The sequence below is a fragment of the Flavobacterium sp. R1_16 genome (assembly GCF_057652095.1).
This window is the reverse complement of record NZ_JBYFCG010000001.1, coordinates 844,382-865,197: the sequence shown is the minus strand read 5'-3', so window position 1 is coordinate 865,197 and position 20,816 is coordinate 844,382. Positions and strand designations below refer to the sequence as shown.

21 protein-coding genes and 1 tRNA gene are annotated in these 20,816 nt (G+C 33.0%); 18 read left to right on the top strand and 4 right to left on the bottom strand.

Annotation, left to right across the window (positions count from 1 at the left end):
- Positions 1-4: 4 nt before the first annotated feature.
- The 3 genes from AC23L6_RS03710 to AC23L6_RS03700 all read left to right on the top strand — a co-directional run bounded on the left by AC23L6_RS03710 (position 5) and on the right by AC23L6_RS03700 (position 3,382).
- A complete protein-coding gene (locus tag AC23L6_RS03710; protein WP_487562270.1) occupies positions 5-1,735 on the top strand; it encodes a PspC domain-containing protein in 1,731 nt (576 codons plus the stop codon).
- 2 nt (positions 1,736-1,737) lie between these two features.
- Positions 1,738-2,469 carry a head GIN domain-containing protein gene (locus AC23L6_RS03705; RefSeq protein WP_487562271.1) on the top strand — a complete coding sequence of 244 codons (732 nt, stop codon included), beginning with the start codon at positions 1,738-1,740 and terminating at the stop codon, positions 2,467-2,469.
- Positions 2,470-2,542: 73 nt separating this feature from the next.
- Entirely contained in the window at positions 2,543-3,382 is an 840-nt protein-coding gene (locus AC23L6_RS03700) for a GIN domain-containing protein (protein ID WP_487562272.1), read from the top strand.
- A 78-nt stretch (positions 3,383-3,460) separates the two neighbouring features.
- On the opposite strand, the gene trxB is transcribed toward AC23L6_RS03700, so the two are convergent.
- Positions 3,461-4,405: a thioredoxin-disulfide reductase gene (gene trxB, locus AC23L6_RS03695; RefSeq protein WP_487562274.1), complete on the bottom strand. Its 945-nt coding sequence runs from the start codon at positions 4,403-4,405 to the stop codon at positions 3,461-3,463.
- A 233-nt stretch (positions 4,406-4,638) separates the two neighbouring features.
- On the opposite strand from trxB, the gene AC23L6_RS03690 reads away from it, so the two are divergent.
- The gene (locus AC23L6_RS03690) at positions 4,639-5,037 is read left to right on the top strand and encodes a hypothetical protein (protein WP_487562275.1); all 399 of its coding nucleotides are present in this window, start codon (positions 4,639-4,641) and stop codon (positions 5,035-5,037) included.
- A 48-nt stretch (positions 5,038-5,085) separates the two neighbouring features.
- On the opposite strand, the gene AC23L6_RS03685 is transcribed toward AC23L6_RS03690, so the two are convergent.
- Positions 5,086-5,160: transfer RNA gene (locus AC23L6_RS03685), tRNA-Pro, on the bottom strand.
- Positions 5,161-5,315: 155 nt separating this feature from the next.
- Between AC23L6_RS03685 and udk the strand changes: the two genes are divergently transcribed.
- The 14 genes from udk to AC23L6_RS03615 all read left to right on the top strand — a co-directional run bounded on the left by udk (position 5,316) and on the right by AC23L6_RS03615 (position 18,873).
- Entirely contained in the window at positions 5,316-5,924 is a 609-nt protein-coding gene (gene udk, locus AC23L6_RS03680) for a uridine kinase (RefSeq protein ID WP_487562276.1), read from the top strand.
- Between the two features lie 33 nt (positions 5,925-5,957).
- Positions 5,958-6,287, top strand: a complete 330-nt coding sequence (locus AC23L6_RS03675) for an FtsB family cell division protein (RefSeq protein WP_487562277.1) — start codon at positions 5,958-5,960, stop codon at positions 6,285-6,287.
- A 20-nt stretch (positions 6,288-6,307) separates the two neighbouring features.
- Positions 6,308-7,672 carry a methylmalonyl-CoA mutase subunit beta gene (locus AC23L6_RS03670; protein WP_487562279.1) on the top strand — a complete coding sequence of 455 codons (1,365 nt, stop codon included), beginning with the start codon at positions 6,308-6,310 and terminating at the stop codon, positions 7,670-7,672.
- Between the two features lie 10 nt (positions 7,673-7,682).
- Positions 7,683-9,809 (top strand): methylmalonyl-CoA mutase, encoded by a 2,127-nt coding sequence (gene scpA / locus AC23L6_RS03665; protein ID WP_487562280.1) that lies wholly within the window; start codon positions 7,683-7,685, stop codon positions 9,807-9,809.
- 143 nt (positions 9,810-9,952) lie between these two features.
- Positions 9,953-10,642, top strand: coding sequence for a hypothetical protein (locus tag AC23L6_RS03660; RefSeq protein WP_487562281.1), 690 nt, complete (start codon positions 9,953-9,955; stop codon positions 10,640-10,642).
- Between the two features lie 141 nt (positions 10,643-10,783).
- Positions 10,784-11,287, top strand: a complete 504-nt coding sequence (locus AC23L6_RS03655; RefSeq protein ID WP_487562282.1) for a YybH family protein — start codon at positions 10,784-10,786, stop codon at positions 11,285-11,287.
- Positions 11,288-11,382: 95 nt separating this feature from the next.
- The gene (locus AC23L6_RS03650; protein WP_487562283.1) at positions 11,383-12,510 is read left to right on the top strand and encodes a methionine aminotransferase; all 1,128 of its coding nucleotides are present in this window, start codon (positions 11,383-11,385) and stop codon (positions 12,508-12,510) included.
- Positions 12,511-12,571: 61 nt separating this feature from the next.
- Positions 12,572-13,483: an SDR family oxidoreductase gene (locus tag AC23L6_RS03645; RefSeq protein ID WP_487562284.1), complete on the top strand. Its 912-nt coding sequence runs from the start codon at positions 12,572-12,574 to the stop codon at positions 13,481-13,483.
- Between the two features lie 191 nt (positions 13,484-13,674).
- Positions 13,675-14,439, top strand: coding sequence for a ParA family protein (locus tag AC23L6_RS03640; protein WP_487562285.1), 765 nt, complete (start codon positions 13,675-13,677; stop codon positions 14,437-14,439).
- A 10-nt stretch (positions 14,440-14,449) separates the two neighbouring features.
- Entirely contained in the window at positions 14,450-15,349 is a 900-nt protein-coding gene (locus tag AC23L6_RS03635; RefSeq protein ID WP_487562286.1) for a ParB/RepB/Spo0J family partition protein, read from the top strand.
- Positions 15,349-15,906: a DUF5683 domain-containing protein gene (locus AC23L6_RS03630; RefSeq protein WP_487562287.1), complete on the top strand. Its 558-nt coding sequence runs from the start codon at positions 15,349-15,351 to the stop codon at positions 15,904-15,906. Before AC23L6_RS03635 ends, AC23L6_RS03630 begins: the two co-directional genes overlap by 1 nt.
- Positions 15,906-16,616, top strand: coding sequence for a 4-hydroxy-tetrahydrodipicolinate reductase (gene dapB, locus AC23L6_RS03625; protein ID WP_487562289.1), 711 nt, complete (start codon positions 15,906-15,908; stop codon positions 16,614-16,616). The genes AC23L6_RS03630 and dapB overlap by 1 nt, the downstream gene beginning before the upstream one ends.
- Before the next feature lie 76 nt (positions 16,617-16,692).
- Positions 16,693-18,237 (top strand): signal peptidase I, encoded by a 1,545-nt coding sequence (lepB, locus tag AC23L6_RS03620; protein ID WP_487562290.1) that lies wholly within the window; start codon positions 16,693-16,695, stop codon positions 18,235-18,237.
- Between the two features lie 24 nt (positions 18,238-18,261).
- Positions 18,262-18,873 carry a WbqC family protein gene (locus tag AC23L6_RS03615; RefSeq protein WP_487562291.1) on the top strand — a complete coding sequence of 204 codons (612 nt, stop codon included), beginning with the start codon at positions 18,262-18,264 and terminating at the stop codon, positions 18,871-18,873.
- Positions 18,874-18,877: 4 nt separating this feature from the next.
- Here the strand turns inward: AC23L6_RS03615 and AC23L6_RS03610 are convergent, their stop codons facing one another.
- Both AC23L6_RS03610 and AC23L6_RS03605 read right to left on the bottom strand, forming a co-directional pair.
- On the bottom strand, positions 18,878-19,921 hold the full coding sequence (locus AC23L6_RS03610; RefSeq protein WP_487562292.1) for an endonuclease/exonuclease/phosphatase family protein: 1,044 nt from the start codon (positions 19,919-19,921) through the stop codon (positions 18,878-18,880).
- 13 nt (positions 19,922-19,934) lie between these two features.
- Positions 19,935-20,798 (bottom strand): rhomboid family intramembrane serine protease, encoded by an 864-nt coding sequence (locus AC23L6_RS03605; RefSeq protein ID WP_487562293.1) that lies wholly within the window; start codon positions 20,796-20,798, stop codon positions 19,935-19,937.
- Between the last annotated feature and the right edge of the window lie 18 nt (positions 20,799-20,816).

Genomic DNA, 20,816 nt, shown 5'->3' with positions numbered 1-20,816 from the left:
AGTCATGAATAAAACTGTAAATATAAATCTAGGAGGTATGTTTTTTCACATAGATGAAGACGCTTACCAAAAATTATCTCGCTATTTTGATGCTATAAAGCGTTCTTTATCAGACTCTAATGGTCAAGACGAAATAATTAAAGACATTGAAATGCGTATTGCAGAATTAGTTTCGGAAAAACATACCAATGACAAACAAGTCATTAATTTGAGAGAATTAGACGAAATTATTGCTGTAATGGGGCAACCTGAAGATTACAGAATTGATCCCGATGGTGACGAGCCTCAAAAAAACAATTTCAATACTACAAATAGAGTCCATAAAAAATTATACAGAGACAAAGACAAAGGTTCCATTGCAGGAGTTTGTACCGGTTTAGGTCACTACTTTGGTATAGATGCTGTTTGGATTAAAATTTTGTTCTTGATTTTAGCTTCAACTAGCTTCGGAATTATAGCCTATATCATTCTGTGGATTGTAATGCCCGAGGCGGTTACCACCTCTGAAAAACTAGAAATGACTGGTGAACCCATAACCATTTCTAATATTGAGAAAAAAGTTAGAGAAGAATTTGAGAACGTTTCAGATAAGTTCAAAAATGCAAATTATGACAAAATGGGAAACCAAGTTAAAACTGGTTTTGGAAAATTTGCTGGAGAAATTGGCGAAGTGTTTTTAAGTATTTTTAAAATTTTCACAAAAATATTAGGTGTGATTTTAATAATGGCTAGTCTTGCCATACTTGTAATCCTTTTCATAGGAGTATTTACTCTAGGTTCAAGTGCATTCATAGATTTGCCTTGGCAAGATTTTATAAATGCTGGTAATTTTTCTGATTATCCAATATGGGCATTTGGGGTTTTAATGTTTTTAGCAATCGGAATTCCATTCTTCTTTTTACTGCTTCTAGGCTTCAAATTATTGTCTCCAAGTATGAAATCTATAGGAAATATTGCAAAATATACACTACTAGCATTATGGTTAATCACAATTGGAATCTTAATCAGTATTGGTATTGAACAAGCCAGCGAATTTGCAGTCAACGGAAGAGTAGTTAAAAAAGAAACTATCACAATGCAAGCCACTGATACATTGTTCATTAAATTTAGACACAACGATTATTTTGCCAAAGATGTTCATGACTACAATAATTTTATGATTACCGAAGATTCATTGGGCACTAATGTCATTTACTCAAATCAAGTGCGCTTGAATGTTCTAAAAACAGATGAAAAACTACCTTACCTACAAATTGAAAAAGAAGCCAAAGGAAAATCATTGTCTGATGCAAGAAAAACAGCTGAAAAAATACGATACGGATACAGCATTATTGGTAATAAAATCGTTTTAGACAATTACTTGATAACAGATTTTAAAAATAAATACCGAGATCAAGAAGTAGAATTATCATTATACCTACCAGAAGGTACGCTTTTAAAACCAGATAGCAGTGTTCAAGAATACGACAATTCAGATGATTCTTTTTTTAATTTACACTTCAGTTCTGACGATTACATCTACAAAGTGGGGAATTCTCAAGTTAAATGTTTGAATTGTCCTCCAGAAGAAAATGAATGGAATGATGTAGAAAATACAGATGCCGACTCAACATCAACAAGTGTCACATTGAATGAAAAGGGAATTCTTATTAAAGAACAAAACAAAGAAGAAGTTGATAAAGAAGTTAAAAGTGTCAAAATAAATAAAGATGGAATAACCATTAAAACTGAATAAGCATGTTGAAAGCTTCCAAAATAATAATCACAAAGACTATACTCCTAGCAATTTTAAGTATATTCTCTATTTCATGTCAATTTAAAGGCATTGAAGGTAGCGGCAATGTTACAACTGAAAACCGCTCAATCAATTCTAGTTTTAAAAACATTGAAGTAGAAAAAGCCCTAGAAGTTGTTGTTGAACAAAGTGATATTACTAGCATAACTGTCATTGCCGATGATAATTTACAAAAGCATATTATTACAAAAGTCACAAATGGAATTCTACACATTAGCTCAGATATCAACAATTATCACAATGTAAAATCTAAAAAAGTAATCGTCAAAATGCCTATTATTGAGGGAATTCAAGTAAGTAGCGCTGCTTATTTACAATCTAGAAATACTCTTAAAAGTAACACCATTTCGATTAACAGTAGTAGTGGTGCTAAAGTAGAAGTTTCCGTTGAAGCTGATAAAGCCTATTGTGAATCGTCTAGCGGGAGCCAAATTATAGTGAAAGGAAAAGCTATTAGCCTAGAAACAACTTCCTCAAGCGGAAGTTCTATCGATGCTAAAGAATTGTTGTCAAATGATATTCAGGCAGATGCTTCAAGCGGAAGTTCTATTAATGTTTATCCGCTAAGAAGTTTAAAGGCAGAAGCTTCAAGTGGCGCAAACATAATCTATTTCAACACTCCAAAAAAATTAGATAAAAAAACAAGTTCGGGTGGGAATATCGACAAAGAGTAAACAATATCTTTAAATTTTAAAATCATCCTCAAAAGGGATGATTTTTTTTTATATTTGAAGCAAATATAGTAACATGAAAAATTCAATACTCATTATATTCTTACTTTTATTCAACCTTACTGTTCTAGGCCAAGAAAAAGAAAAAATAAAAGGCACTAAAATAGTAACTGTTGAACAAAAGGAAGTTAAACCGTTTGAGAATCTTGAAGTAGAGGACAATCTTGAAATATTTTTGATAAAAGGGGATAAATGTAGTGTTGAAATTGAAGCCGATGACAATCTTCACGATATAATTGATATTAATGTTAACGGTAGCGTACTCCAACTATCAAGCACTAAAGAAGTAATTAGTTCAAAAAAATTCAGTGTTCGTGTGACTTATACGGACAATTTTAAAATGATAATTGCCAAAGACAAATCGAATATTACTGCACTTGCAGAGATAAATTTGAACGATTTTACTTTTAAAAGTTTTGATGAATCTAAAATCTTTGCCTATGTAAAAACAAAAGATTTTACCTTAATGGCCAATGATAAATCAAAAATAGAGCTCAATCTAAAATCAGATCAAGCTACTGTTGAATTGAGTAAAAACTCGCGCTTAAAAGCCTTAATTTCATCCTCACAATTAACTTTCGACATGTATCAAAAAACAAATGCAGTAATTGAAGGAGATGCAATAAATTTAAAACTACGATTAGACAATAATGCTGAATTTTCAGGGAAAAACTTAAACTCAAAAAATGCTGAAATTACAACAGAAGGATATGCTAATTGTAGCATTCAAGTCAATACAAAAGCAATTATAGATGCTTCGGGAAAATCTGAAATACAACTATTTGGTACTCAAAAAATCGACCTTCGAAATTTTGTAGACAGCGCCACTTTGTACAAAAAACCACTGAATAAATAAAAGTATACTCTAAATAACATCAAAAAAAATAGCCCAAAATAATTTGGGCTACTTTATTTATCAATAAACTGAAAATAATTATAAAGCCGCTAAATACCTTTCTGCATCTAAAGCTGCCATACATCCAGTACCAGCAGCAGTAATAGCTTGACGATATACATGGTCAGCTGCATCACCTGCTACAAAAACTCCAGCTACATTCGTTTTAGAAGTCCCAGGTATATTAACAATATAACCTGTTTCATCTAGAGTAAGATAATCCGCAAAAATATCCGTATTAGGTTTATGACCAATAGCTACAAAGAAACCAGTCGCAGGAATTTCTACGACTTGATTCAGTGTTTTATTTAGAGCTTTCACAGCAGTTACTACCTGTCCATCACCTACAACTTCAACGGTATCGTGATTCATTAATATGGTTATATTCTCGGTTTTTCTCACACGTTCTTCCATTATCTTCGAAGCTCTGAATTTTTCACTACGTACTAACATAGTTACTTTTTTGCATAACTTCGATAAGTAATGTGCTTCTTCACAAGCCGAATCTCCTGCACCAACAATAACTACTTCCTGATTTCTGTAGAAAAAACCGTCGCAAACGGCACAGGCAGAAACCCCTCCTCCCATTTTTAAATAATGCTGTTCTGACGGAAGTCCTAAATATTTAGCTGATGCTCCTGTCGAAATAATTACCGTTTCACAATGCACTTCTTTTGTATCATTGATCCATACTTTATGAATTGGTCCAGAAAAATCAACTTTTGTTGCCCAACCATCTCGTACATCAGTTCCAAAACGTTCTGCTTGTTTTTGTAGCTGAATCATCATCTCAGGACCAGTAACACCATCAACATATCCCGGGAAATTTTCAACTTCATTAGTAGTGGTGAGCTGACCTCCAGGTTGAGTTCCTTGGTACAACACAGGATTCATATTTGCTCTGGCGGCATAAATGGCAGCCGTATAACCCGCTGGACCAGAACCTATAATTAAACATTTTATTTTTTCAATTGTATCAGACATAATTGTATTTTTTTAATGCGTTGCAAAGTTAACTTTTTAAACGATTTATTTATCACTGATTAAAATAGTAATTAACAATGAAGTTATAAAACATGACTATTTATAATGGCTCGTAAATAAATTATTATATTTGAAAAACAAAATTTTGCAACCAGTAAATAGTTAACTACTAGATATTTCAAATGAGAAAAAATATAACTCTATTTAGTTTACTTATTATAATCTTTTTGTTCATGAATTGTTCGAATGACTCAGATTCTGGAGATGATTTATTTAAAAGTATACAGGGAAAATGGAAATTAGTAGAATATTTTTCGGACGTCATCCAACAAGATGAAAATGGTAACCCAATAAAACTAACCGTTGACAATGGTTACGAACTAGAATTAAAAAGCAACAAAACCTTTATTTCCAATGAAATTGAAGGGTATGCTGGTGGTACTTATACCATAATTAGAAAGCCTGGTAAAAATTTAAAATTAGAATATAAAAACGGTTCGAATAAAATAACAAAGTACAAATGCATCATTGGTACAAATGAAAATTATATGTATTTATTTTTTTCAAACAACTCTCCTTTGAACGATGAATCAGGTTTCTATGGGGGAGAAATTTTAGCTCGTATACCTTAAGATTTATCAATAAAAACAAAAAAAGACTATCATATGATAGTCTTTTTGTCGGGGTGGCAGGATTCGAACCTGCGGCCTCCTGCTCCCAAAGCAGGCGCGATAACCGGGCTACGCTACACCCCGAAATTCAGGTTGCAAATATACTACTATATATGGGTATTCAAAATATTTTTAGAATTTGTTTTCTGCTTTTGAAAAAAATATTTTCAAAGAAAAACAAAATTCACTCTAAATTAAATTCCTATTTTTGTAACAACTTAACATAACACAACTATTGTATGCTAATTATTGGAATTGCTGGAGGAACAGGTAGCGGAAAAACTACCGTTGTTCACCAAATAATGAATGAATTACCCCAGACTGAAGTAGGAATAATATCTCAAGATTCGTATTATAAAGAAACCCATAATTTGAGTTTTGATGAACGAGCACTTATCAATTTTGATCATCCTCGAGCTATTGATTTTGAATTGTTGGTTTCGCATCTTAGAGAATTAAAAGCAGGAAATACAATCAACCAACCTGTTTATTCCTTTTTAAAGCATAACAGAACCGATGACACCGTAGTTACACATCCCAGAAAAGTAATGATTGTCGAAGGGATTTTAATATTAGCCAATCCCGAATTAAGAGACCTTTTTGATGTAAAAATATTTGTCCATGCTGATTCAGACGAAAGACTTATTCGTCGTTTAAAACGAGATATTGCTGAGCGAGGTCGCGACATGAACGAAGTATTGAATCGATACCAAACAACACTAAAACCAATGCATCAGCAGTTTATTGAACCTACAAAAGCTTTTGCTGACATCATTATTCCAAACGACAAATACAACACCGTTGCCATTGATGTAGTTCGCGCTGTAATTAATCAAAGAATATCGTAATTTTTTCTTATTTTTATACTAATCTAAATTCAAATGGCAAATCCGTATAAAGATGCTTCTTGGTTCAAATTTTTAAGCAATAAATACATGTGGGTCTTGCTGTTTTTTTCTGTTTGGATGCTGTTCTTAGACAACTATTCTTATTTTGATCACAGAATTTTGAACAAAGAAATTGAAGAATTAGAGGATAATAAAAAATACTATCAAGAAGAAATTAAAAAAGACCAAGAAAACATCAAACTACTTAGAAATCCAACTCAAATAGAAAAATATGCTCGAGAAAAATATTTCATGAAAAAAGATAGTGAAGATATTTACATTATAGAATTTGAAGGAGACACTGTAAAAAAACGGCAAAACTGATTTGTTAACACATTAAGGTAATGGCAAAAAATTTATTCGAAGAATTTGACGGAATTTCATCCAAACAATGGAAACAGCAAATACAATTTGAACTGAAAGGAGCCGACTATAATGATACTTTAATTTGGAATTCTCCTGAAGATATTAAAGTAAAACCTTTTTATCATGTCGATGAATTTAATAGTGCATATAATTCGAACAGAGAAAACCATTCATTCAAAATTTGTCAAAATATTTTTGTACACGATCTTGATAAATCAATTGCAAGAGGCAATAAAAGTATTGAACGTGGTGCAGAAAGCATTCGATTTACGATTCATAATGAAAAAATCGATGTAAGAAAACTACTTGAAAACCTTCCTCTAGAGAAAGCAACAATTTATTTCGATTTATCTTTTCTTTCAATCGATTTCGTAAAAAAAATTGATAGTATAGCCAAAGAAAAACAAGCATCTATTTTCTGTAATCTTGACCCAATAGGACAACTTGCCAAAGAAGGAAATTGGTTTCTAACTAATGAAAAAGATAATTTTGAGACCTTAAATCTTCTTTCTAACCAAATTAGTACTAGTGCCCTTTTGAGTATCAACAGCAGCTTGTACCAAAATGCAGGAGCCAACATGGTGCAGCAAATAGCTTATAGTTTGTCTCATGCTAACGAGTATTTTAATCGAATTAAAACCATCAATCAGCCTATTGTTTTTCAGTTATCAGTTGGTGGCAATTACTTTTTTGAAATTGCCAAACTTAGAGCTTTACGATTGTTATTTAATTTGGTAGCAAAAGAATACAATCACCATTTAGATTGTCATTTTTTAGTATCTCCAACCAAACGCAACAAGACACTATACGATTACAATGTAAATTTACTACGAACCACAACGGAATGCATGTCGGCAATACTAGGAGGTGCAGACGCTATAGCCAATTTGCCTTATGATTCATTATATCATAAAGACAATGAATTTGGCGATCGTATTGCCCGAAATCAATTGTTAGTTTTAAAACACGAAAGCTATTTCGATAAGGTTACTAATCCAGCTGATGGTAGTTATTATATTGAAAGTTTAACCCAACAATTAGCGGAAAAATCTTTGACATTATTCAAAGAAATTGAGGCAAATGGCGGTTTCTTGAAACAACTCAATGAGGGAATTATCAAAAGAAAAATTCAGGAAAGTGCAGATAAGGAACAAGAATTATTCGATTCAGGAAAAGAAATCCTATTAGGCACTAACAAATATCCTAATAAAGACGACAAAATGAAGCATGATTTAGAACTGTTTCCTTTTGTAAAAAACAAACCAAGAAAAACACTAATTAGCCCTATTGTAGAGAAAAGATTGTCAGAAAAACTAGAACAAGAACGGTTGGAAAAAGAATAATTCAAAAAAAATGAGAAAAAATCTCCAACATATAACGTTAAAATCCGAAAGTAAAGATCCGAGTAGAGAAGTCTCAAAAAGAGAAACCTTTATGACGGCTGAAAATATTGAGCTACAAACAACCTATTCCAAACAAGATATTGAACATCTTGGACATCTTAACTTCGGGGCAGGTTTTGCACCCTACCTTAGAGGTCCTTATGCCACGATGTACGTTCGCAGACCTTGGACCATACGCCAATATGCAGGATTTTCAACTGCTGAAGACAGTAATGCCTTTTATAGACGTAATCTTGCGGCAGGACAAAAAGGACTTTCAATTGCGTTTGATTTACCAACCCATCGTGGCTATGATTCAGACCACGAACGAGTGGTGGGCGATGTAGGAAAAGCTGGAGTTGCCATTGACACCGTTGAAGATATGAAAATATTATTCGACCAAATTCCACTTGATGAAATGTCAGTTTCAATGACTATGAATGGTGCAGTTCTACCCATCATGGCTTTTTATATAGTGGCTGCAGAGGAACAAGGCGTTTCACCAGAACAACTATCAGGAACAATTCAAAACGATATTCTGAAAGAGTTTATGGTGCGTAATACCTATATCTATCCTCCTACTCCATCCATGAAAATCATTGCTGATATTTTTGAATATACTAGCAAAAAAATGCCAAAATTCAATTCCATTTCTATCTCAGGCTATCACATGCAAGAAGCGGGTGCTACCGCCGATATTGAACTGGCTTATACCCTAGCCGATGGATTAGAATACATACGAACTGGATTAGCAACTGGAATGAAAATTGATGAATTTGCACCACGTTTATCCTTTTTCTGGGCTATTGGCATGAACCATTTTATGGAAATTGCAAAGATGCGTGCGGCTAGAATGATATGGGCAAAATTAGTAAAACAATTCAACCCAAAAGATGAAAAATCTTTAGCATTGCGAACACATTGTCAAACCTCTGGTTGGAGTTTAACAGAGCAAGATCCCTTCAATAACGTTTCGCGAACTTGTATTGAAGCTGCTGCTGCTGCCTTTGGAGGTACACAATCGTTGCACACCAATGCACTTGATGAAGCTATTGCCTTACCTACAGATTTTTCTGCAAGAATCGCTCGAAATACGCAACTTTTCTTACAAGAAGAAACCAAAATAACCAAAACTGTAGATCCTTGGGCTGGAAGCTATTATGTTGAAATTTTAACCCATGAAATCGCTCAAAAGGCTTGGAAACTTATTGAAGAAGTAGAAGAGTTAGGTGGAATGACCAAAGCCATTGAAGCGGGCATTCCAAAACTTCGAATAGAAGAGGCTGCCGCAAGAAAACAGGCTAGAATCGACAGTGGTCAGGACATCATTGTTGGAGTTAACAAATACCGTTTAGAAAAAGAGGATCCTTTGCATATTCTTGATGTGGACAATCAAATGGTTCGAAAACAACAAATCAAAGAATTAGAACGAATCAAATCATCTAGAGATACTGAAAAAGTAAATAATTCACTAAAAAAAATAACCCTTTGTGCACAAAATAATGAAGGCAATTTGCTAGAATTAGCAGTCGATGCCGCAAGAAATAGAGCAACTCTTGGCGAAATCAGTGCTGCTTTAGAAGTAGTTTTTGGAAGATACAAAGCACAAATTAAAACCTTTAGCGGTGTGTATAGTAAAGAAATTAAAGACGATAAAAGTTTCGAAAAAGCAAAACAATTGGCCAATGAGTTTGCTCAAAAAGAAGGTAGACGACCAAGAATAATGATTGCCAAAATGGGACAAGACGGTCACGATCGAGGTGCTAAAGTTGTAGCTACTGGCTACGCAGATGTAGGATTTGATGTAGATATTGGTCCTTTATTTCAAACACCTGCCGAAGTGGCAAAACAAGCTGTAGAAAACGACGTACACATTTTGGGAATTTCATCTTTAGCTGCTGGACACAAAACATTAGTTCCTCAAGTTATAGAAGAACTCAAAAAATACAATCGTCAAGATATTATGGTTATTGTTGGTGGAGTTATTCCTCATCAAGATTATCAGTTTTTATTCGATGCGGGAGCAGTTGCAATCTTTGGTCCTGGAACAAAAATTAGCAACGCAGCTATTACAATTTTAGAGATATTAAATAAGTAGAAGAAATTAATCATAAAAAAAAGATTGAACTTATTTGATTTATTTTCTTACTTTAGTTGTCCCATATCCTAGTAAACTTATAAATCTCAAGATATAATGCCTTAGCATTGTCTATAGATTAGCTTTATTTAAAATTATTTTTAATGAGGTTAGTAGGGTATATCAAACAAACAAAAGAAAATTCTTTCCGAATTCCTGTTTATTCCAATCAGGAAAATGACTATTATTTTCATCATTTAGATGATACCTATGCCATTACTAGCTTCTCTAAAACGGATCTAAATACAATCTCATTTCAAAAAGTATATCTATCAAAAAAATTTGATATTGGTTCTAAAGCTGCACTTATTTTTGTAGGAATGGACGGATACATTAAATATGATGATGCTGAAAATGCCATTGAAGAAATCATAAATTATTTGAACGATACTACTACTGAAAATACTGATTATGAATCAATCTTAAATGAAGCTCTTGATTTAAAAAGTAAAATTATATCAGACAATTATATAATAAATAATTTTGAAGTAGATATTAATCAAAAAAAAGAACAATTTATATTGACTTTTGATTTTCCTTCACCAAAAAAAGCAAATACAATTACTAGCACCAAGTCAGATGAAGTATCTTCAACTACCTCTAATAAAACAGATTTAAAACCCGTAAAACAGGATTCTCAAATCAACCCAACATATACTCCAATTTATGAGTATCTAACAAGAGTTGGTATGAACATCGAAGTTACCCTAAAATTAAGGGCAAACGAAAGGAGAAGTACATTAAAAAAATCAAACTATCAATTCAAAATAAGCAAAAAGAAAAACAGAGATTAACTCTTTATCTACTTATCCTATCTAAAAAATAATATCCATTTTTTTGAGACAAAACTACTAAAATTCAACATATTATACTTAACTTTAGTCTTCCTAAATCTTGTGTTTTAACCTGATTAATTAATTTTTAACACACACTTTATGAAAAGCAAGATATTAAAAGGAATTTTATCATGTTGGGTATTACTATTTGTTATTGCCTGTAATCCCAAAAAAATGGATTTACTTTCTGACTCAAAGGTCGATTCAGAAAAAATCAAAGCAGAAATTGAAGCTATAGAGGCTAAAATGGCAGAAATGTACAACCTTAGAAGTGCTGCTTCAGAAGAATATTATGCAGAAGATGCTGTTAGTTTTTCTCAAAACAGACCGCCATTAGTTGGAAAATTTGCCATAGACAAATCATTAAAAGACGACTTGACCTCTTTCAACAAAGGAGATAAAATTTCATTTTCTGCAAATGAAATTTTTCCATCTAACGATGGTGAACAAGTAGTTGAAATAGGGAGTTACAAAGTTGTAGATTCTACTAACAATACTATTTTTAGAGGGAATTATATGAGCCTTTTCGTAAAAAGAGAGGGCAAATATGTTTGCATTAGAGACATGGGAGCTTCTGATATGCCCGAACCAACCAAAAAATAATATCTGAATTTTTATAATTTAAGCACTGCAAATTTGCGGTGCTTTTTTTTGCCTATCAAGTAAAAAATGTATCTTTAGATTTCTAAAGAAAGTCTATGTCAAAACTCCCAAATACAGGTACAAGTATCTTCACCACTATGTCGCAATTGGCAAACAAACACCAAGCCATAAATTTGTCTCAAGGATTTCCTAATTTTCCTGTTGATCAAAAATTAAAAAACATAGTTACCCAATGGACAGGAAAAGAAATACATCAGTATCTCCCTATGTCAGGCTATTCCCCTTTATTAGAAAAAATTGCTCTTCTTACTGAGAATTCATACCAACGAAAAGTAAATTCTAGCACCGAAATTTTAATTACAGCTGGAGCTACTCAAGGGATTTTTGCAACCATCCAGGCTTTAATTCATCCTCATGATGAAGTGATTATTTTAGACCCTAGTTTTGATAGTTACGAACCCACCGTTTTGTTATGTCAGGGTAAACCCATTCGTTTGGAACTAAACGATGATTTTTCACCAAATTGGGAAGCAATTGCTGCAGCAATGAACAGCAATACCAAAATGATTATTACTAACAATCCTCACAATCCTACAGGGAAAATTTGGACTGAAAATGATTTTAATCAATTAGAACTACTTCTAGATTTGTATCCAAATGTGATATTGCTTTCAGATGAAGTATATGAGTACATAACTTTCGAAAACAAACATATCTCGGTACATCATAGACCAAAATTTTGGAACAGAAGTGTATGTCTTTCCTCTTTTGGGAAATCCTTGCATATTACCGGTTGGAGAATTGGGTATGTTGTTGCTCCCGAATCTTTAATGATAGAAATTAAAAAAGTGCATCAGTTCCTTATTTTCAGCATAAATAGCATTGCCCAATATGCCATTAACGATTATATTGATGTCGTGAAAGTTTCGGAACTTGGAAATTTTTACCAACAAAAAAGAGATTTCTTCAGGAATCTCATGGAAAATACCAAGTTTGAATTGTACCCCTGCGAAGGCACTTATTTTCAAGTGGCTTCCTATGAAAATATATCTAAAGAACATGATTTAGATTTTGTTAAAAGATTGGTAACCGATTATGGAGTAGCTACTATTCCGCTTTCTCCATTCTATGCTGGAGGCAGAGACGTAAAATGCATTCGGTTTTGTTTCGCAAAAGACGATGAAACATTAATTAAGGCGGTAGAAAGAATATCAAAAATATAGCTCTTTATTATGCGTGCATACTAACTATTTTCTATCTTTACGTTTAAATTAAAATAAAACTATGGACTTTTCAGCAAAAATGCTTCGTGATGATGCCTTAAAAGGCAAGGTAATAGTAGTAACAGGTGGTGGAAGCGGTTTAGGCAAAGCCATGACCAAGTACTTTCTTGAGCTAGGCGCTAAAGTTGCCATCACATCAAGAGATATAGAAAAACTCAAAAATACTGCTCTCGAACTTGAAAAAGACACGAGGCAAAGCCGAACTGGGCATAGCCAAACCAGTGGAAAATGTCTTCCGATTCAATGCGACGTTCGTCATTATGATCAAGTAGAAAACATGCTTCACGAAGTTCTAAAAACATTCGGAAAAGTTGATGTTTTGCTCAATAATGCGGCAGGAAATTTTATTTCTCCTACCGAAAGATTGTCTTCTAATGCCTTCGATACCGTAATTGATATTGTGCTTAAAGGTTCTAAAAACTGCACTCTAGCTTTTGGAAAACATTGGATTGACACTAAACAAGAGTCAGCGACAATCTTAAATATTGTAACGACTTATGCCTTTACAGGTTCTGCCTATGTGGTGCCAAGTGCTACCGCAAAAGCAGGAGTTCTTGCCATGACAAAAAGTTTAGCGGTAGAATGGGCAAAATATGGTATTCGTTCCAATGCCATTGCTCCAGGCCCATTTCCAACCAAAGGAGCCTGGGACAGATTATTGCCTGGAGACTTAGCCGAAAAATTTGATATGTCCAAAAAAGTCCCTCTGAAACGTATGGGCGACCATCAAGAATTAGCGAATCTAGCTGCCTATTTAGTATCTGATTTTTCAGCTTATATCAATGGTGAAGTAGTAGTAATAGATGGTGGCGAATGGTTGAAAGGTGCGGGACAGTTTAATTTATTGGAACAAATTCCTGAAGAAATGTGGGACATGTTAGAAATGATGATTAAGGCAAAAAAGAATAAATAATTTCAAATATTAAAAAGGAGAACTTCGTTGAGTTCTCTTTTTTTTTGCAATAAAACATAGAAAAACTATTTTAAAATCAAGAAAAAAGTTAGAAAAACTAAGAATGTTTCAATATTAACTTTTGTTAACAAATAAGCCTTGAAAAAACCATAAAAAATTGTATTTTTACGGCTCAAAATTATAAAGATTAAATGGGCAAAATCATTGCTATAGCCAATCAAAAAGGAGGCGTTGGTAAAACAACAACCTCGGTAAACTTGGCAGCATCTCTGGGAGTTTTAGAAAAGAAAGTTTTACTTATCGATGCCGACCCACAAGCCAATGCAAGCTCAGGTCTTGGGATTGATATTGAAAATGTTACCGTTGGAACGTATCAAATCGTTGAACACAGTAATCGTCCCGAAGAAGCAATCATTAAGTCGTCAGCTCCAAATGTTGATGTCATTGCTGCTCATATTGATTTGGTAGCCATCGAAATAGAATTGGTCGACAAAGAAAGTAGAGAATATATGCTAAAACAAGCACTAGAAAACATTAAAGATAATTATGATTATATTTTAATTGACTGTGCGCCATCTTTAGGATTATTAACTTTAAATGCATTGACAGCTGCCAATTCAGTTATAATACCTATTCAATGCGAATATTACGCCTTAGAAGGTCTTGGGAAATTATTGAACACCATAAAAAGTGTACAAAAAATTCACAATCCAGAATTAGATATCGAAGGTTTGTTACTAACGATGTTCGATTCAAGATTGCGATTATCCAATCAAGTTGTTGAGGAAGTTCAAAAACATTTCAACGATATGGTTTTTAACACTATAATTCAAAGAAATGTTAAGCTGAGTGAAGCACCAAGCTACGGAGAAAGTATCATTAATTATGATGCTACGAGTAAAGGAGCTACAAATTATTTACTTCTAGCTCAAGAAATTATACAAAAAAACAGTTAAGTAGGTTTGCATGACACAAATAGTAAAGAAACAAGCATTAGGTAGAGGATTATCCGCATTATTGAAAGACCCTGAAAACAATATTCAGTCGGTTGAAGACAAAAATGCAGATAAGGTTGTAGGAAACATCATTGAGCTTGATATAGATTCCATTGAAATTAATCCGTTTCAACCTAGAAGCAATTTCAATGAAGAATCGTTAAGAGAATTAGCCACGTCTATTCGTGAATTAGGGGTTATCCAACCCATTACTGTCAGAAAAATTGATTTCAATAAATACCAATTAATCTCTGGTGAACGAAGACTTCGTGCTTCAAAAATGTCTGGATTAGCTGTAATTCCTGCTTACATCAGAATTGCAAATGATAACGAATCCTTAATCATGGCATTGGTTGAAAACATTCAACGACACGATTTGGACCCAATTGAAATTGCGCTTTCCTACCAACGATTGATTGAGGAAATTCAATTAACACAAGAGCAGATGAGTGAACGAGTAGGAAAAAAACGTTCTACAATTGCCAATTATTTACGTCTTTTAAAACTTGACCCAATTATTCAAACCGGAATTCGTGACGGATTTATAAGCATGGGACACGGTCGAGCAATCATAAACATTGAAGATCAAGACGTTCAAACTGATATTTATCAAAAAATTGTAAGTCAAAATTTATCGGTTCGTGAAACAGAAGCTCTGGTAAAAACCTATCAAGAAAGTTTAAAACCTGTTCCTGCAAAAACGCCAAAAGGAAGTTCGTTCGAAATTGCTGAAAACCAAAAGAAAACTATTTCAAGCTATTTTGGAACAAAAGTAGATATTAAAGTTGCTGGAAATGGCAAAGGAAAAATAACTATTCCTTTTCACTCTGAAGAAGATTTTAATAGAATTATTAAATTGATAAAAGGTTAGTGCACAAATATATAACCATACTATTACTGCTGTTCTTTGGAAACGTCTTGATTTTTGCACAAGCAAAATCTGAAACCGGACTTGTGGCAAAAGACACTGTGAAAAGTCAAGAAATTAATCCATTATCCCCAGCCAAGGCTGCATTTTATTCAGCCGTATTACCCGGTTTGGGTCAAGCCTACAACAAGAAATATTGGAAAATTCCTTTAGTGTACGGTGCAATGGGAACGAGTTTGTATTATTATACTTGGAACAACAGAAAGTACAATCAATATCGAGATGCCTACAAAAATAGATTAGCAGGCTACAATAACGATAAATTCCAATATTTAGATAATGCTCGACTGATTCAAGCTCAACGCTTTCATCAAAGAAATAGAGATATTTCGCTATTATTGACAGTTGGTTTTTATATTCTAAATATTGTCGATGCCAATGTTGATGCCCATTTACTTCAATTCAACGTTAATGATAACTTGTCATTACATCCAAAAATAGATCAAAACGATATCAACTACAAGACTAACCTTGGTCTTGCATTAAACTACACTTTCTGATGAAAATAGCACTTTTAGGATACGGAAAAATGGGGCAAGCCATTGAGAAAATTGCCTTAGAAAGAGGTCACGAAATTGTCTTACGAAAAGATGAATTCAATACTTATGAAGGGCTATCAAATGCTGATGTAGCCATAGATTTTAGTATTCCAGCTGTTGCTGTAAGTAATATTTCGAGTTGTTTTTATGAAAATGTTCCTGTAATTTCTGGAACTACTGGTTGGTTAGAACATTATGATGAAATGGTTTCGCTATGCAAAGAAAAAAATGGTGCTTTTATTTCTAGTTCCAATTTTAGTTTGGGTGTAAATTTATTCTTTGAACTCAACGAACTTTTAGCAAAAATGATGTCAAAATTTGACACCTACAAGGTAACAATGGAAGAAATTCATCATACCCAAAAGCTAGATGCTCCAAGTGGAACTGCAATTTCATTGGCAAAAGGTGTAATTGCAAATAGTGCCTACACAAAATGGACATTAGAAGAGCCCAACTCTAACGAAATACATATTGAAGCCAAAAGAATTGGTACTGTACCAGGAACACATACAGTTACTTACAATTCACCTATTGACGCCATTGAGATAAAGCATACTGCACACAATAGAGACGGATTTGCTCTAGGTGCTGTTATCGCAGCCGAATGGATTGTTGACAAAAAAGGTGTTTTTACCATGAAGGATGTATTGAATTTCAATAATTTAGTATAAAGTTAAAATTCAGTTAATAGAACAAAACATTTGTAACAAAAAATATTTTTTTATTCTTATCTAAAAACGACTTTTTATGACACTTTATCAATGGTTATTATTTTTCCTGATTGTGCAAGTAATTCACTTTATGGGAACTTGGAAATTATATGAAGCTACTGGAAGAAAACGCTGGGAAGCTTTGGTCCCTGTTTACAATGCAATTGTTTTGATGAAAATTATCAATCGCCCTACTTGGTGGACTATTTTGCTATTTCTTCCTATCATAAATCTTATTATGTTTCCAGTGATTTGGGTGGAAACCTTGAGAAGTTTTGGAAAAAATTCAACACTAGATACCATTTTAGGGGTTGCGACTCTTGGATTTTATATTTACTATATCAACTACACCCAAGAACTCAATTATATTTCTGATAGAAGTTTAATTCCAACCAACAAAACTGCTGATACCATTAGCTCCTTATTATTTGCAATTATTGTAGCAACATTGGTTCACACTTATGTGATGCAACCCTACACTATTCCAACATCATCCTTGGAAAAATCATTATTGGTGGGCGATTTCTTGTTTGTAAGCAAATACAATTATGGTGCTCGAGTACCTATGACAACGGTGGCTTTACCAATGGTGCACGATACGATTCCTTTATTACACAAAAGATCGTATCTCAAATGGCCACAACTTCCCTATTTCAGATTACCAGGTCTACAAGATATAAAACGAAATGATATTGTAGTTTTTAACTGGCCAGTAGATACCGTTTATAAATTCTTCGATACATCAAAAAGAAAAGCGGATAAACCTATCGATAAAAAATCAAATTACGTTAAACGCTGTCAAGGAATTCCTGGAGATACTCTTCAAATAAAAAATGGCATTGTTTTCATAAATGGCAAACAATTAATCCTTCCTGAAAGAGCAAAGCCTCAATATTCCTATACTATTACGACAAACGGTCAAGCTTTTGACCCAACTTATCTTGTAAACGAATTGAACATTACTGATGGTATATATCAAACTGCCGCAAACACGTTTCTTTTTACTGCATTAACAGATGTAGCAGCAAATAGATTGAAAAACAATCCAATAGTTACAAATGTTACCAGAAATGTTTCTAATGTTCCTGAACCAAATGTATTCCCACAAATACAAAACAAATGGAATAAAGATAATTATGGTCCTATATACATTCCTCAACAAGGTAAAAAAATATCCTTGACTATTGAAAATTTGCCTTTTTACAAAAGAATTATTACCGAATATGAAGGCAATGATTTAAAAGTAAATGGGCAAGAGATAAGAATCAATGGACAAGTGGCGAACTCCTATACCTTCAAGCAAGACTATTTTTGGATGATGGGAGACAATCGTCACAACTCTGAAGACAGTCGTTATTGGGGATATGTTCCAGAAAATCATATTGTTGGGAAACCAGTTTTCATTTGGATGAGTTTAGATTCAAATGGAAAAGGACTAAATAAAGTAAGATGGGATCGTGTATTCACAACTGTTGGTGGTGAAGGGCAGCCTTACTCCTATTTTAAATTTTTCTTGATTGGTCTTGCCGCTTATTTTGGTATTTCTTTTTACATGAATAAGAAAAAAGAAAACGCTCAATAAGACTTATATTTGAACCAAGCGAAGATGAATGTATTAGTATATCCAACCTACTTTCCATCCATAAGCCATTATGTGGCAATGGTGCAATCGGATACTATTACTTTTGAAACTGAGGATAACTTTCAGAAACAAACCAATAGAAATAGGACGTATATTTATAGTCCTAATGGGATACAATTGCTAAATATTCCTATAAAACATACGAAAGAAAAACATCAGAAAACGAAAGAAGTACAACTAGAAACTTCTTTCGATTGGCAAAAGCAACATTTTAAATCCTTGGAAGCCGCCTATAGAACGTCTCCTTTTTTCGAATTTTTTGAAGATGAATTAGCTCCAATATTCAATAAAAAGCATACTTTTTTGATGGACTTAAATTTCGAGACTATGGAAATTGTTTCAAAGTGTTTGAGAATTCCTTTTGACTTTAAAAAGACCGAAGAATATTTCCACGAAGTTCCTGAATACAGCGATTTTAGATTTTTAGCTAACGGAAAAAAAGACGCTTCTAGATTTGAAAACTACACTCAAGTCTTTGAAGATAAGCACGGTTACATCAATAATTTAAGCATTCTAGACCTACTATTTAACGAAGGTAAATACGCTTTGGATTATTTGAAAAATCAAAAAATATAAAAAATCATTCCATTGACAATCGCGCCATTAATGGATAATGGTCAGAGTTTTCAAATTCTGGAAAATTTTGAAAATTCTTAACCTTCATCTTTGCATCAGCAAAAATATAATCAATACGAACTGGATAATACTTAAAATTATAGGTTTTCCCAAATCCTTTGCCAGCTTCTTCAAAAGTATCTTTCAGATTCCCTTTGATGTTTCGATATACATACGAAAAGGCACTGTTGTTCATATCTCCACAAATAATAATAGGATACTCACAATCTTTTTTATGATTTTTGATAATCTCTGCTTGCTGTTGTTGCTTCTTGAAGGCGACACTAATTCTGTTTATTACCATCTGTGATTTCTGCTGATTGATACCATCAATATTTTCAGAAATCTCGTTTACATCTGGAGAAATTTTAATAGATTGTAATTGCATATTATACACCCTAATAATGTCTTTCCCCTTTTTAATATCGGCAAAAATTACATTATTATTCGAATCTGGAAATACTAGATTTCCTTCATCAATTATTGGAAATTTAGAAAAAATAGCTTGACCCGTTTTTATCTTATTGCCTTGCATGAAAATATAGCGATGAGGATAGACTTTCAAATCAATATTTGCAGCAGTAGAAAATTCTTGAATACATATAATATCTGGATTCTTATCATTTATAAAAGTTTGAATTTCAGGCGTTACATCCTTAGACATCCAATCAAACAAATTAAAAAGTCTTACGTTATAACTCATAACAATGAAATCACTTTCGCTTTCTGGTAAATCCTTTTCCGAAAATTTGTAGAACTTATTGATAAATGTAATTCCCATCAACAACACCAATCCTGATAGAAACATCCGCTTTTTGAATTGTATCAACCAAAATAAAAAGAATAAACTATTTAGTATGAGAAAAAAAGGTAATATAAGCGTCAAAACAGATAAAAAAGGAAACACTTTTGGGGCTAAAAATGGTAAAACATAAGCAATGAATGTCAGTATAGTTAAAACTATATTGAAAAAAAACATCACTTTATTGAACCACGAAAGTCGCTTCATGTATCTATGTTTATTATTTACCTACTTTGAACAGGAATTCTTTTTCTTCTTTGGTTAAACTGTCATAGCCCGATTGACTAATTTTATCCAATATCTCATCAATTTGTTGTTGAGACTTATCTTTTAAAACAATCTTAGGTGTCTTTTTTTCTGTTGGAGAATGATAATTTCGATGCACTTTTTTAAATGGAGTAGACTTTTTAGTGCTAAATAAATTGGTCGAAAAATCCAAAACAATTGTCACGCCTCTACTTAAGTCTATCCCTTTTTGCAATAATTTGATGAAGATAAAACCAAAAAAAGCCCCAGCCAAGTGAGCAATATGTCCCCCAGTGTTTTCTGCAAAAATCTGTATAAAATCCAATAACAATATCACAGAAGCAAATTGCCAAAGCCTCACATTACCTATCAATAGCAGTCTCAAATTCATAAATGGTGCATAGGTAGCTGTTGCCACTAGTATCGCCATTATAGCTCCCGAAGCGCCAACAATTGAAGTATTTTGACCTAGTAAAAAATAAATTGCGTCAAAAACAATTCCCGCAAAAATAGCGCTCAACAAATACAATCCTAAAAACTGTTTTTGAGAAAAGAATGTGAGAAAAATTCGCCCAGAAAAATTTAAAACCACCATATTGAAAAATAGATGAAAAAATCCGGCATGAAAAAAAGAATAGGAAAGCAATGTCCAAGGCGTAAATAAAACTGTTTCCCAACTAGAAGACAAAGCAATCCATGTTGGGAAATCAAAAAATCCTAACTTGAATTGATAAAAAAACACAATCGAAATTAAAAAAGCGCCAATATTCCAGTAGATGACTTTTTGCTCAAAACCACCCATACGATATTGTAATTTCAAATCTTCTAAAATATTCATACTCAATTTTATCTTTCT